General features: G+C 59.9%; 11 protein-coding genes. 6 read left to right on the forward strand and 5 right to left on the reverse strand.

Features of this window, described 5'->3' with window-relative positions:
• Positions 1–175 precede the first annotated feature (175 nt).
• Both BLO97_RS01920 and BLO97_RS01925 read right to left on the reverse strand, forming a co-directional pair.
• Positions 176–1,426: an MFS transporter gene (locus BLO97_RS01920; protein WP_092344624.1), complete on the reverse strand. Its 1,251-nt coding sequence runs from the start codon at positions 1,424–1,426 to the stop codon at positions 176–178.
• A gap of 179 nt (positions 1,427–1,605) precedes the next feature.
• Positions 1,606–1,998 (reverse strand): ester cyclase, encoded by a 393-nt coding sequence (locus BLO97_RS01925; protein ID WP_092142208.1) that lies wholly within the window; start codon positions 1,996–1,998, stop codon positions 1,606–1,608.
• A gap of 213 nt (positions 1,999–2,211) precedes the next feature.
• Here BLO97_RS01925 and BLO97_RS01930 point away from each other — a divergent pair, with 213 nt between their 5' ends.
• The 3 genes from BLO97_RS01930 (at position 2,212) to BLO97_RS01940 (ending at position 4,980) form a co-directional block, all read left to right on the forward strand.
• Entirely contained in the window at positions 2,212–2,637 is a 426-nt protein-coding gene (locus BLO97_RS01930; protein ID WP_063321741.1) for a YciI family protein, read from the forward strand.
• Positions 2,638–2,660: 23 nt separating this feature from the next.
• Positions 2,661–3,068, forward strand: coding sequence for a VOC family protein (locus tag BLO97_RS01935; RefSeq protein ID WP_063321740.1), 408 nt, complete (start codon positions 2,661–2,663; stop codon positions 3,066–3,068).
• 166 nt (positions 3,069–3,234) lie between these two features.
• On the forward strand, positions 3,235–4,980 hold the full coding sequence (locus BLO97_RS01940; protein WP_092344626.1) for an OPT family oligopeptide transporter: 1,746 nt from the start codon (positions 3,235–3,237) through the stop codon (positions 4,978–4,980).
• Positions 4,981–5,003: 23 nt separating this feature from the next.
• On the opposite strand, the gene BLO97_RS01945 is transcribed toward BLO97_RS01940, so the two are convergent.
• The 3 genes from BLO97_RS01945 to BLO97_RS01955 all read right to left on the reverse strand — a co-directional run bounded on the left by BLO97_RS01945 (position 5,004) and on the right by BLO97_RS01955 (position 7,521).
• Positions 5,004–5,243: a hypothetical protein gene (locus BLO97_RS01945; protein WP_063321738.1), complete on the reverse strand. Its 240-nt coding sequence runs from the start codon at positions 5,241–5,243 to the stop codon at positions 5,004–5,006.
• Between the two features lie 346 nt (positions 5,244–5,589).
• Positions 5,590–6,513 carry a LysR family transcriptional regulator gene (locus BLO97_RS01950; RefSeq protein WP_092344628.1) on the reverse strand — a complete coding sequence of 308 codons (924 nt, stop codon included), beginning with the start codon at positions 6,511–6,513 and terminating at the stop codon, positions 5,590–5,592.
• Positions 6,514–6,546: 33 nt separating this feature from the next.
• Positions 6,547–7,521: a quinone oxidoreductase family protein gene (locus tag BLO97_RS01955; RefSeq protein WP_092344630.1), complete on the reverse strand. Its 975-nt coding sequence runs from the start codon at positions 7,519–7,521 to the stop codon at positions 6,547–6,549.
• Between the two features lie 462 nt (positions 7,522–7,983).
• On the opposite strand from BLO97_RS01955, the gene BLO97_RS01960 reads away from it, so the two are divergent.
• The 3 genes from BLO97_RS01960 to leuC all read left to right on the forward strand — a co-directional run bounded on the left by BLO97_RS01960 (position 7,984) and on the right by leuC (position 13,569).
• The gene (locus BLO97_RS01960; RefSeq protein ID WP_092142734.1) at positions 7,984–9,003 is read left to right on the forward strand and encodes a substrate-binding domain-containing protein; all 1,020 of its coding nucleotides are present in this window, start codon (positions 7,984–7,986) and stop codon (positions 9,001–9,003) included.
• Positions 8,991–12,014 carry an EAL domain-containing protein gene (locus BLO97_RS01965; RefSeq protein WP_092344632.1) on the forward strand — a complete coding sequence of 1,008 codons (3,024 nt, stop codon included), beginning with the start codon at positions 8,991–8,993 and terminating at the stop codon, positions 12,012–12,014. Before BLO97_RS01960 ends, BLO97_RS01965 begins: the two co-directional genes overlap by 13 nt.
• A gap of 133 nt (positions 12,015–12,147) precedes the next feature.
• On the forward strand, positions 12,148–13,569 hold the full coding sequence (gene leuC / locus BLO97_RS01970; RefSeq protein WP_092344634.1) for a 3-isopropylmalate dehydratase large subunit: 1,422 nt from the start codon (positions 12,148–12,150) through the stop codon (positions 13,567–13,569).

Consider the following 13,569-nt stretch of genomic DNA (forward strand, 5'->3'; position numbering starts at 1 on the left):
GGTATTGCGCAGATAGCGCGGGGTCCGGCGGATTGCTCGATATGCTCATCATCCGGCGATCAGCGCCGGCCAGGCTCGGGGCATATCATTTAGCGATCCGTTACCGAGACTTGGCTTGGCTGTTGGAGCAATACGCGAACGTTGTGCGTTCCCCTTTATTGAGTCAGAACCGCAGTCAGAAAACGGTTTTCTTGAAGGGGCGAGCGGATACGCCCCGATAGAACGACAAAATGGCCAGCACCTGCACGACGACCGCGCCTGTCACGACGGCGACGATCGCGTGATTCGGATCGGTGAAGGCGGAGCGTACCAGGCCGAAAAATGCCGGGGCGAAGGCGTAGGTGGCCTGACTGATCGCGACCATCAGGGCGATCACCCTGGCGGTTTGTTCACGGCTGAACTCGGTCTGGGCTATCAGTGGCGGCAAGGAGGTGGCATTGCCAATGCCCGAACCGATCAACACCACGGCTATCCAGGCCACCGTCGGGTGAAGGTCCAGGCCGAGAAGCATCAGCGTGCCCAGCATCTGGATGGCATAACCGAGGCAGGCCAGTTGTCGGCGGTTCATGCCTTGGATCATCAAGCGTGCGGCGACGTATCGCCCGCCCATCGCACTGGCAGTGGCCAGGCCCATGGCGAATGAGGCCTCATGCGCCCCCATGCGACCCACCAGGATCGAGTACAGGTGCGCGATCAAGCCGATCTGGGCGAACAGCCCCAAGGACATGCCGGCTGCCAGGGTGCGGAAACTTGCCGAGCTGAGGGTCTGCTTGGCGGTCCACGGCGTGGCGCTGGCGCTGATCGGCACGGGTTCCGGTTGGTCTGCATTGTCGGGATGTTGCCCCAGGCTTTGTGGGCTTTTGTTGAAGACCAGGAAAGCGAAGGCGCCTATGAGCAACACCGCGATAATGCTGATCACCAGCGCCGCCATGGCAAAGCCGAAACGCTCGATCAGCAACACCCACAGCGGCGAAAAGATCACGCCACCCAGGCTGGCGCCGTTGTAGGCCTTGCCCAGGGCCTTGGGTCTTTCCTTGACGTACCACGGCGCGATCAGGGTGTTGACGGCCGCGGCACCCAATGTCACCCAGCCAATACCCGAGCAGAGGGCGCCGCTATACAGCACCCATAACTGGTTGGCGTGAGCCCAGATGTTCACGCCGATGCCCAGGAGGACACTGCCCAGCAGGGTGATGGCGGGTATCCCGAAGCGTGCGTAAAGGCGTGGCAGGTTGGCGATAACAAGCGTGCCGCTGAGAAAGTGCAAGGTCACGGCAGCCGAGACCTGGGCGATCGGCCAACCCGTGCGCTCCATGACCGCTTGCATATAAATCGGCGGGCCATAGAAGCCGATCCCCCAACCGATCATCGCCAGGATGAACGTGCAGGCCAGTACGGTTTTGCCAAAAAAGCGGGTGTGTGTCATCGCCATCTCCTCCAGGGTGGCTCACAGACTATGGGATCGACAGGTTCCTCAATTCGAGGTGCGTCGAACTATGGATGTCGAGCGATTGCTTCCTGGATTTGGTTTTCGCGTCACTCCGGGACGCTGCTGCCGGCGGGTACGATGCACAGGCAGTTCAACTCACAGCCCTGGAGCATCCGCTACATTGAATGGAGCTGAGCTTCAATCGCTTCCTTGTCGATAATCGACCAGACCTCACGGATCCTGCCGTCCTCGAACGCGTAGAAGACGTTTTCCGTGAAGGCGATCCGTGCTCCATTAACAGCAAGCCCCAGGAACTCCCCAACCGGCGTGCAATTGAAGGCCAGGCGAGCCGCCAGCTTGGGTGGGTCGATCACCAGAAATTCGACTTCAAAGCGCAAGTCGGGAATGTCCCGATAGTTCGCTTCCAGCATGCTTTGATAGCCATGCAATCCTAATCGTCTCGCGTTGTGAACCACCTCCTGGTGCACAAAAAGGCCCAGGTTTTCCCAATCCTGTGCATTCAGGCAGGCAATGTAGTCGTTATAAATATCTGCAAGATTCGAGGTCATGGGGACTGATCTCCGCTACGTTTCTGTTCAAAAAAGCATAGTCATGCTGCAGCTTCGGCCTGCTCGTCGTGACGTCGGCAGCTCCATTGAGTGTGCCAGCGACATATCGAAAAATAATGGCGTCGATCTGTCGATTTCGGCCAATGCCATTCGATTAACCCATAGAGCCGCCACACGGACGGCCTAATCCATTCACTCTCAGGAGATCAGAGCATGCGATTTATGGTGATCGTCAAAGCCAGTCCGGAATCGGAAGCCGGAGAAATGCCTAGCGAGGAACTGCTGGCCGCCATGGGTGCCTACAACGAAGAACTGGTCAAGGCCGGGGTGATGCTCGCTGGTGAAGGCCTGCACCCCAGTGCCGAGGGCGTGCGCGTGCAGTTTTCCGGCAAGGACCGGACGGTGATCGATGGGCCCTTTGCTGAAACCAAGGAGTTGATCGCCGGTTTCTGGATCTTCAAGGTCCAGTCATTGCAGGAGGCCATCGACTGGGTCAAGCGCTGCCCCAACCCGATGGTCAGCGACAGTGAAATCGAGATCCGCCAGATCTTCGAGCTCGAGGAGTTCGGCGAGTCTTTAACCCCTGAGTTGCGCGAGCAGGAAGAACGCTTGCGGGTGCAGATGTCTGGCCAATCCTGAAACCGACTACAGGAGACCCTACCATGAGAATCATTCCTTACCTGACCTTCAACGGTAACTGCAAGCAAGCCTTCGCTTTGTATAAAGAGGTACTGGGCGGCGATCTGTTTTCCATGTCTTTTGCCGAGGCCCCCGAGGAAACCGGGATGCCCAAGGACCCCAACCTGATCATGCACGCTTGCCTGACCGTCGGCGCCTTCAGCCTGATGGCCTCCGATTGCCCGCCAGGCCAGCCGTTTCGCAAGCCGCAAGGCGTGTCGGTCTCCCTCAATGTCGACAGTGTGGAGGAGGCCGAGCGGCTGTTTAAAGGCTTGAGTGCAGGTGGCAGCGTGTACATGCCCTTGGAGAAGACCTTTTGGGCGGAACGCTTTGCCATGTTCGAAGACCGTTTCGGGATTGCCTGGATGGTCAATTGCGAGGGGGAAAAATAAGTCGAGCGCAGCCCATGGATGGACGACTCGGGTGAACCTTGCGCCAATACTGCGTTCACTTATTGAGGTGCCGTTTTAAGTGGTCCTGTGGGAGCGAGCAAGTTCGCTCCCACAGGGGGCCAGTCTGAATCTGGCGGCCGCCCTCCAGTGCCGATAAGGACTTCGCATGCACCCAACCTCATCCACATTCCCCTTGATCACCGCCGTCGAACGCGAACTCAGTCCGCGTGCGGTCAGTACGGGAATCGTCCTCGGTATCCTGCTGACGCCTTCCAATGTCTATGCCGGGTTGAAGATCGGCTGGTCGTTCAATATGTCGATCATCGCCTTGCTGGTTGGCTATGGCATCTGGCAAGGCTTGGCGAGTCGATCGGTGGGGCGACTGCCCTGGACGCTGCACGAAAGCAATATCAACCAGACCGTGGCCTCTGCCGCTGCGTCGATCATTTCCGGTGGGTTGGTCGCTCCTATCCCGGCCTATACCTTGCTGACTGGCCAGCAGTTGGACGCCATCCCCATGGTGGCCTGGGTCTTTTCGGTGAGCTTCCTGGGGATCTGGATTGCCTGGTACTTGCGCCCGTCACTGCTCAATGACAAGGCGCTGAAATTTCCCGAGGGCATGGCGACCCTGGAAACCCTGCTGCATATCTATAACCACGGCCACGAAGCCGCGACGCGCTTGAAGGTGCTGCTCAGCGCCGCGTTACTGTCCGGGTTGGTCAAGGCGGTCGACACCTTCATGTGGGCCATCCCGCGCTGGTCTCCGAGCGCCCAACTGGAGCGCCTGACGTTTACCGCCGACCCTTCGCTGTTGTTAGTGGGGTTCGGCGGGATCATCGGTATTCGCGTGGGCCTGACCCTGCTGCTCGGTGCCTTGCTGGCGTGGGGCGGGTTGGCGCCGTGGCTGCTGGGGCAGGGCCTGGTGCGGTTGCCGCATGGCAGCAGTGGCCCGCAGTTCGCGGCGCTGGTGGAGTGGTTGCTCTGGCCGGGGGTGAGCCTGATGGTCTGCTCGACCCTGGCCTCGTTGGCGATTCGCTTGTGGGCATTGCACCGGTCCACCAAGGCGGGCGGCGGGGCGATCTGGACGATACCCAAGCCTGGGCCTGCCGTCGGTTTCATACTGTCGATCATCCTGGTGGTGAGCCTGCAAGTGCTGTTGTTCGGCATCAATCCGTGGATGGCCTTGTTGACCATCCCCTTGGCGATCTGCTTGGCGGCGGTGGCCGCCCGGGTGGTGGGCGCCACAGGCATTCCGCCGATCGGGGCCATCGGCCAATTGTCCCAGTTGAGTTTCGGCATCGTCGCCCCGGGGCAGGTGCCGATCAATCTGATGAGCGCCAACACCGCCGGTGGTTCGGCCGGGCAGTGCACCGACCTGATGAACGACTTCAAGGTCGGCCGGGCGATCGGGGCCACGCCGCGCAAACAACTGATCGCCCAGACCCTCGGCATTTTCGTCGGTAGCATCGTCGGGGTGTTGGCCTACCTGGCCCTGATCCCGGACCCGCCAACCATGCTGCTCACCGAAGAGTGGCCGGCCCCGGCGGTCGCCACCTGGAAGGCCGTGGCGCAAACCCTGACCCTGGGTCTGGATTCGTTGTCAGCGAGTATTCGCTGGGCGATTTTCATCGGCGGCCTGATCGGCTTGTTGTTGGGGATCCTCGACAGCCTGCTGCCGGCGCATCGGGCTCGCTACTTGCCAAGCACGGCGGCCTTGGGCCTGGCCTTTGTCTTGCCGGCCTCGGTGTCGCTGATGATGGCCCTTGGTGCGGTGCTGACGTGGCTGGTGAGCTGTCGCTGGCCGAGCCTCACGGAACGCTTCGCCATCACCGCGGCGGCGGGGTTGATTGCCGGGGAGAGCATTACCGGGGTGGGGGCGTCGTTGTGGCAGATGCTTACCAACGGCTCGTAGGTGCGGCGTGCCTACTTCAACGGCTAAGGCTGGCCTGCGGTCTTGGTGGAGACAATTTTGCCGTAGTTTTCTGCTGGCGGCGTCTCGACGACCAACATACGTCCTTTGCGACACTTGAACTTCACCCCTTTGCGCGGCGCCATGACTTTGGCCGTCTCCATGCACATTGCCTTGGAAGCAAAGGTTGGCCCTGGTTGTCGTTCCTCGACACAGCCTTCGAAGCCACTGCAGATCGTCATCACAACAAAATAAACAGTCATCATCTCGGTGTCGCTCCATTGAGAGATGCGATTAATTACTTCCTGTAGTCCAGGTCGGTGGCCTAAACGTTTTACGGGGGTTGCCTGCGGATGATGAGCTTCGATCTGAACCCCCAGCAATGGCACAGGGGTACCGTGCGTCGGGAAACCGTCGCTGTATTAATTTATTTTTATTTGGTTGGTTTTTGTGCCAATAAGTTGGCGTCATCCGGGGTGAAGTGGGCGGGCTCGAGGTGGCTTGGGATGGCCGTCACCGGGCGGTGAAATGGCGCAGAGAAACGAAAAAACTGTGGGAGCGAGCTCCCACAGGTTTTCTCTTGGTTGGCTGGTATTGTGCCGTCGGCCTGTTTCATGAGGACCTGGCAGTGCCCGTTTGGACAAGCTTGGCCTCGAGCCATTCCTTCAGCGCCAGTGTGGCGCAGGAGGCGAATTTCGCCGAGGGCCGGATAAGGTAGATCCCTCCTTTTGCCCCCAACTCCCAGTCCGGTAATACCCTGACCAGTTCTTTGTTTGCCAACGCACGGCTGAACAGCCACTCCCCCGCACCCAGGATGCCGGTACCTGCGATGGCTGCGCTCAAAAGCGCTTCACTGTCGTTGGACACCAGGGAGCCTTGGGGGCGTACGGTCACTTGTTCACTGGCGCTGATCAGCTTCCATTCAGGATATGACGCCAGCCCCGTGAACCCCAGGCAGTTATGATGGGTCAGCTCCGTGGGTGACGCTGGCCAGCCATATCGTTCGATATAACCAGGAGACGCGCAAAGAATGCGCCGATGATCGCCGAGGCGCTTGGCAATCAGGCGGCTATCGTTGAGTTCCCCCAGGCGTATCGCCACATCGAAGCCTTCGGCGATCACATCAACCAAGCGCTCGCTGTAGTTCACGGTGAGCGTCAAATGTGGATGGGCCGCCAGGAACTCCGGCAGTATCGGCGCCAACCAGAGCCTGCCCAGGGCGGCCGGCACCGCCAGCCGCAGATTGCCGCGCACCTCGGCAGCCCCTGACGCTGCCTCTTGTTCTGCTTCAGCCATCAACTCGGTTGCCAACCGCAGGCGCTTGACCAGAAGGGTTCCTGCCTCTGTCAGGCGGATATGGCGGGTGCTGCGTTCGAGCAGCCTGACCCCCAGCCGGGCTTCCAGCGCCGCGAGGCGCTTGGAAATGATCGTGGGGTGGCGCTGCAAAAGCCGAGCGGCCGCCACAAATGAACCTTGCGATTCGAGCGCGAGCAACGCGGCAAATTCGTCTGTGTGGCGGCTATCCAGTGTGATCACGTGTCCACGGCCTCCAGGCTTCTCAAGGACATCTCAGGGAGTGAGCAGGAGAGTACCTGAAGCGCGGCCGCTTTCCAGGTCCGCGTGGGCTTGTGCGGCGTTCTCCAGCGGGTAGGTTTTCCAGACGGCGGGTTCGATGATCCCGGCCTGGAGTGCAGCCAGGACGTCATTGGCGCGCGCCTGATATTCCTCGACGCTGCTGGTGTGGGCAGCGATCGAAGGGCGGGTGAGGAACAGCGAACCCTTGGCACTCAGCAGGCCCACTTCGACCGCTTGTGGCGCGCCTGACGACGCGCCGAAAGACACCATCAGCCCGCGCGGGCGCAGGCAATCGAGCGATGCCGCGAACGAGAGACGTCCAATCGGGTCGTAAACCACATCGGCCTTCCTGCCGTCGGTGATTCGAGCCACCTCCTGCGCCAGTGTCTGTGCATCGAAAACCAGGACATCATCGCAGCCCAGTGCACGTGCCTTCTCGACGCTTTGCGCACGAGAGACGACACCGATCACGAAAGCGCCCAGGTGCTTGGCCCACTTGGCCATGATGGCGCCCACACCGCCGGCGACGCCATACAACACCATGACCGTTCCCGGCCCCACCGGATAAGTGCTCTTGAGCAGGTACTGGGCCGTGATGCCCTTGAACAGAACGGCGGCGGCATCCTGGAAACTGATCGAGTCGGGAAGGGGCACCAGTTTCCCGGCCGGAACCAATCGACCACTTGCGTAGGCACCCAACGGGCCGGTGGCATAAGCCACGCGATCACCCACTTTGACTTGAGTGACATCCGGCCCCACGGCAGCGACCACCCCGGCCCCCTCCAGACCCAACCCCGACGGCAGGGCGACGGGAACCGCGCCGTTGCGCTGGCTGACGTCGAGGTAGTTGATACCAATGGCATGCTGCTCGACCCACACCTCACCGAGGCCGGGCGCAGCATGATCGTTTTGTCGGACCTCTAGAACGTCCGGTCCACCTGTGGATGAAAAACCAACGACAGTGACCATCTCAGCGACTCCTCAGGGTTTGAAATAGATGTCACTGGAGGATGATTGCAGATCAGTGCATGGACAATACCTTGGATATGCATGGCATAGCTGCACCTTATGCAGCAATCCGCTTGCTCGAATCCGTGGTTGGGCTGACCCTGTCTTTGCTTGGATTCCTGTAGTTTTTTATCACCTGCATCGCACTTTTACCCACAAAGGACTTGGTGGCAGCAGAACCGACTATTCTTTCGGAACACTGCCTTCTTGGCAAAAAGGGACGTCATGCCAGACATCGATCGCACCACCGGCCCCACACACGGCATCACATGCGCTGATCGAACCTGTTCGATTGGGCCCAGGTTTCCACGATCCTCGTTACTCCGGATGGCTTTAATGACGGTGTCCTGCCTTTTCACGGCAACTTCCGCATACAGCCAGGACCTGTCAACCGTAGCGGGGCTCGAAAACACCACGGTCACGGTGATGCAAGCGCAGGAGGTCGTTGCCAGGGCCACCCTTGGCGCCGCGCGCTGGAGCGGCCCTGTATCCGGCCCGCAAGCCCAGCGGGGCAAGAGCATCGTGCTTGTCGCAGAAGATTTGCGTAACGGAGGCATTGTCGGTGTCGCGCAGGGTGCTCGGGAGGCCGCCAATGCGTTGGGCTGGACGCTGAAGATATTCGATGGTGCCGGCTCATCGGCCGGGCGCGCCAAAGCCTTTGCCGATGCCCTGGCCGCGAAGCCTGACGGCCTTATCCTGTGCGGCTCCGACGCTCTTGAGAACAAGGCCGCGCTGCTGCTCTTCGCCAACAAGGAGATACCGGTGGTTGGCTGGCACGCCGGGGCACGCCCGGGGCCGATTGACGGCACGCCGGTGGCCATGAATGTCACGACTGACCCGCTTGACGTGGCGCGTCTCACGGCCATGGCGGCAGTGGCGCAATCAAATGGACGCGCCGGCGTGGTCATCCTGACCGACTCCAAGTACAGCATTGCCATGGCGAAAGCCAAGGCCATGGAAGACGTCATTCGGGCCTGTCGTGAATGTACGTTGCTGGAGGTGCGCGATGTGGCGATCTCCGAAAGTGGCGAGAGGATGCCGGCGGTGACCAAGGAATTGCTTCAGCACTATGGCAAACGCTGGACCCATGCGTTGGCTATCAACGACATCTATTTTGACTATTCGATTGCCTCGCTGACCGCCGCCGCCATACCCAGTGACGGCATCAGTCTGTTGTCTGCCGGTGACGGCAGCGCTTCGGCTTTCCTGCGCATACAGGCAAAAACCTACCAGACCGTGACGGTGGCCGAGCCGCTCAACCAGCATGGCTGGCAAGTGATGGATGAGTTGAACCGGCTGTTTGCAGGTCAGCCAGTGAGCGGCTTCGTCGCGCCGATTCACTTGGTCAATAACGACAATATCGCCTTCGATGGCGGGAAAAAATTCCAGTACGATCCTGACAATGGCTATCGAGACATCTATCGCCACCAATGGAATCCCTGATGTTGGACGTGACTTCCCGGCTTGGACGCCAGCTATTGCCCCAATCGCTGCGCGCACAATTCACCCTGGCGTTCCTGACGCTGGCGCTGCTGATCCTGGCAGGTGGTGCTACAGCGGTCTACGCGCTGCGCACCTCGAACAGCGCGACTCGACAACTGACGGATGAACGACTGGTCCGCATGCAAAATGGCCAAGACATGGTGCAGCGCACCTTGCTGATCGAACGCCAGACCGACCAGCTTCTGACAACCCGTTCCTCCGACATCCTGCGTTCAAGCTATGCAGCGACCGTCGAACAGCTTGAAGCCCTCGATCAACTGGTGCAGCAACTGACTGCCGCAAACAGTGGCGTGGCGATACTCGACATGCATCAGTCGAGTCAGATGTTCCGCAATACCGCCAACATCGTGGCGCAACTGCGAGAAAGCCTGCTGCAAACCGAGGTCACCTTCGAGCAGGCCCTGGCGGATCACACTGCTCGATTAACGGCGGCCCAGACCCGGGCCAGCCTGGAGTTGGCGGTGCTGCTTTTCGATCTGCCGCAGGCCGTTGACAGTGAGGCCGTGCAACGGCTGCGGGCCCGATATGAGCGCCTGCCACGCACCGTCGGCGCGTTATCCGACGCTGATGCGCAGACGCTGGATCTCTTCTCCCTGCGCCAGACGCTCATCAATCAACACAACGTCCTGCAGCGTTTCAACGAGCAACTCAAGAATGAGGCCGGGGTCCTGGTCGCAGTGGCCCGTACGCAATCGAATGCCTATACCCAAGACTATCGCGAAGCGGTACAGCGTCTGGTTGAGGCCTCGAATCGCAGCCAGCGATGGGTGCTGATCATGTTGGGCGCCAGCCTGGTGTTCGCCTGGTTCGTGACCCGGGTTTTCATGGGCCGACATGTGCTCGTGCGCCTGAATGAAATAAGTCGGCAATTGCGTCAGGAACACACGGACAAAACGCATTTGATGATGGCCGACCATGGGAAGGACGAGATCGGCAACATGGCGCGGGCGGTGAATCAATTTCTCGAAGATCGACTTCAACTGGAGAAAAGAACGGCCCAACTGAGTATCGCCACACAACGGCTCGCCGTGCAAAACGATCGATTGGAGCAGGAGGCCATCGTTCGTGCCGGACAAGGTCATGTCCTGGAACTGATCGCCAGGAGCACCGAGCTTACAGAAGTGCTCGATAGCCTGGCGCACCTGGTCGAGTCCCAACTGGAGGGCATGAAGGTCTCCATCCTGCTGCTGGATGAGGAGGGCAAACACTTGATGCACGGGACTGCACCCAGTTTGCCGAAAGCCTATAGCGAGCTCATCGACGGAATTGAAATCGGTCCGGACGTCGGTTCATGTGGTACCTCGGCGTATCGACGAGAGCCGGTCATTGTCACGGACATCGAGCAGGATCCACTGTGGGAAGCGTACCGTTCACTGGTGGCGCCCTATGGGTTTCGCGCCTGCTGGTCGACGCCGATCCTGTCCCATGAGCGAAAGGTCTTGGGTACCTTTGCCTTGTATGCCAACACCGTGCGCAGCCCCAGCGCGGCCGAGACGCAACTGATCGACATGGCCACACCGCTTGCCGGCATTGCGATAGAACGCCAACTGACCGAAAAGCGCATTCGCTTTATGGGCGACCATGACGCCCTGACCGGGCTGCCGAATCGCACGCTGCTCGAAGACCGCCTCAAGCAGGCGATGCTATATGCCCAGCGCTACAACCGGCTGGTGACAGTGGTGTTTCTCGACCTGGACAAATTCAAACTGGTGAATGACAGCCTTGGGCACAGTGCCGGGGACGAACTGCTGAAAACCGTCGCCCAGCGCATGCTGGGATGTGTACGGCGTACCGACACCGTGGTGCGACTGGGTGGCGACGAGTTTGTGATCATCCTGTTCGACCAGCCCTCGGACCTGGACGGCGTGACGCCCGTCCTGCACAAGATCCAGGAAGCCATCCTGCGGCCGATTCAACTCAGCGGCCATACGCTCCACGTCACCTGCAGCATGGGGTTGGCCACGTACCCTACCGATGGCACAGACACCGACACGTTGCTCAGCAATGCGGACGCCGCCATGTACCGTGCCAAGGAGCTGGGGCGCAACAGCTTCCAGTTCTATACGAGCGAGATGAATAACAAGGTCCAGGGCAAGCTCGCCATGCAAGACGGGCTGCGAAGCGCACTCAACAATGATGAGTTCCTGCTGTTGTACCAGCCACAAGTGGATTTGCAGTCAGGCCAGATCATCGGCGTGGAGGCATTGATCCGCTGGCAGCATCCCGAGCTCGGCATGGTCTCTCCCATCAAATTCATTCCCCAGGCCGAAGAGACCGGGCTGATCGTGCCCATCGGCGACTGGGTGATTCATAGCGCCTGCAGACAGAACAAGGCGTGGCAGGATGCCGGCTGGCCGCCGATCACCATGTCGGTGAACATCTCGGCTCGCCAGTTCATCGAAAGGGACCTGATCGACCGGGTGATGCATGCCTTGCAGGAATCCGGACTGGACCCGATGTACCTTGAGCTGGAGCTGACCGAAAGCCTGATCATGCAAGACCTTCAGCAAGCCATCAGCAAAATGAAGGCCCTGCAAGCCATGGGGATCAGCCTTTCGATCGACGACTTCGGCACCGGCTACTCCAGCCTCGCCGCATTGAAAAGCTTCCCGATCGCGAGGCTCAAGATCGATCAGTCTTTCGTGCGTGATCTGCCCGACAACGAGAACGACAAAGCCATCGCCACCGCCGTGATTTCGTTGGGGCACAAGCTGAATCTCAAGGTCATTGCCGAAGGGGTCGAAACCGAGGAGCAGCAAACCTTCTTGCGTGATAACGGCTGCGATGAAATCCAGGGGTATTTTTTCAGCAAGGCGGTCAGCGCGCAGGAGATCGGTCTGTTGTTGCGTATGCCCCGCCTGCCTCACGCGAGCCGTATTGCGAGCCCTGGTACGCCCAGGCAAAACAAACGTGATGTAAAACGCCCGAGCGGTCCAGTGTCTGGGCATTGATGACTCACTTCCATCGCTGATGCCTGGATTGTTCATGAATTGTGTTCCACACCATCACCTGAAGGCTATTGATGGGTTTTTCATTGCGAATATTCTTGGTCATCCGTGACCCGGCACAACAGAGCGCATCGCAATGAACAACCCTCGTACCCTCTATCAGAAGCACATCGACAGCCACACTGTCGCTACCCTGGACGATCAAGGGCACGTGTTGCTCTACATCGACCGCCAGGTGGCCAACGAATACACCAGCCCCCAGGCCTTCAGCGGGCTTCGCGAGGCCAAGCGTGGCGTATGGCGTCCTCGCGCAACGCTGGCGGTCGTCGACCATGTCAACCCGACCAGTCCAAGCCGTATCGCGGCCATGCCCGATGCTGGTGGCGCCTTGCAGGTCGCGTATTTCGAAGAGAACTGTCGGGACTTCGGCATCGAGCTTTTCGATGTGCTGGACAAGCGTCAGGGGATAGAGCACGTGGTTGCGTCGGAGCAGGGGTTTATCTTGCCCGGTATGGTGGTGGCAGCTGGCGACAGCCATACCACGACCTACGGGGCGCTGGGGGCGTTTGGTTTTGGTATTGGCACCTCAGAAATCGAGCATCTGCTGGCGACGCAGACGTTGGTCTACAAGCGCCTGAAAACCATGCGTGTCATGGTCACTGGCAAGCTGGGCATGGGCGTGACCTCAAAGGACATCATCATGGCCTTGATCGAAAAGATCGGTGCGTCGGGAGCGACCGGTTACGCCATTGAGTTCGCCGGTCCTGTCATCAACGCATTGAGCGTTGAGGCGCGGATGACCATTTGCAACATGGCTGTGGAGGCCGGCGCACGGGGAGCATTCATGGCGCCTGATGAAAAGGTGTTTGCCTACGTCAAATCCAAGCCCCGAGCCCCTCAAGGCGAACATTGGCGTGTCGCCGAAGAAAACTGGCGCGAACTGTTCACCGACGAAGGCGCGGTGTTCGACCGGGAAATCCTGTTGGACGTGGAAGCTCTGGAGCCGATGGTGACCTGGGGAACCAGCCCGGACCAGGCATTGCCTGTTGGTGGCAGTGTTCCTGACCCGGCGACCGTCACCGATCCGATCTTGCGCCAAGGCATGCAGCGCGCCTTGACCTACATGGGCCTGGAGGCGGGCATGTTGTTGCGCGATGTGCAGATCAGCCATGCGTTTATCGGCTCGTGTACCAATGCGCGTATCGAAGACTTGCGTGATGTTGCCCGTGTGGTGAACGGTAGGAAAGTTTCTCCGACAGTGCGGGCCATGATCGTTCCTGGATCGACGCAGGTGCGTGCCCAGGCGGAGGAGGAGGGCTTGGCCAGGATCTTCCTCGATGCGGGTTTTGAATGGCGCCAGTCTGGATGTTCGATGTGCCTGGCCATGAATGATGACGTGCTTGCTCCGGGCGATCGTTGTGCGTCCAGCACCAACCGAAATTTTGAAGGTCGCCAGGGGGCGGGCGCACGGACCCACCTCATGAGCCCGGCGATGGTTGCCGCCGCGGCCATCCGTGGTCGCCTGACGGATGTTCGCCTGTTGGCCGAGGAGGCTTGA

The organism is Pseudomonas sp. NFACC05-1, from assembly GCF_900100135.1.
GTDB lineage: Bacteria > Pseudomonadota > Gammaproteobacteria > Pseudomonadales > Pseudomonadaceae > Aquipseudomonas > Aquipseudomonas fluorescens_Q.

Coding starts and splice junctions, on each gene's coding strand:
- BLO97_RS01920 (WP_092344624.1), bottom strand. CDS start 1,426: ATGACACACACCCGCTTTTTTGGCAAAACCGTACTGGCCTGCACGTTC.
- BLO97_RS01925 (WP_092142208.1), bottom strand. CDS start 1,998: ATGACCTCGAATCTTGCAGATATTTATAACGACTACATTGCCTGCCTG.
- BLO97_RS01930 (WP_063321741.1), top strand. CDS start 2,212: ATGCGATTTATGGTGATCGTCAAAGCCAGTCCGGAATCGGAAGCCGGA.
- BLO97_RS01935 (WP_063321740.1), top strand. CDS start 2,661: ATGAGAATCATTCCTTACCTGACCTTCAACGGTAACTGCAAGCAAGCC.
- BLO97_RS01940 (WP_092344626.1), top strand. CDS start 3,235: ATGCACCCAACCTCATCCACATTCCCCTTGATCACCGCCGTCGAACGC.
- BLO97_RS01945 (WP_063321738.1), bottom strand. CDS start 5,243: ATGATGACTGTTTATTTTGTTGTGATGACGATCTGCAGTGGCTTCGAA.
- BLO97_RS01955 (WP_092344630.1), bottom strand. CDS start 7,521: ATGGTCACTGTCGTTGGTTTTTCATCCACAGGTGGACCGGACGTTCTA.
- BLO97_RS01965 (WP_092344632.1), top strand. CDS start 8,991: ATGGAATCCCTGATGTTGGACGTGACTTCCCGGCTTGGACGCCAGCTA.
- leuC (WP_092344634.1), top strand. CDS start 12,148: ATGAACAACCCTCGTACCCTCTATCAGAAGCACATCGACAGCCACACT.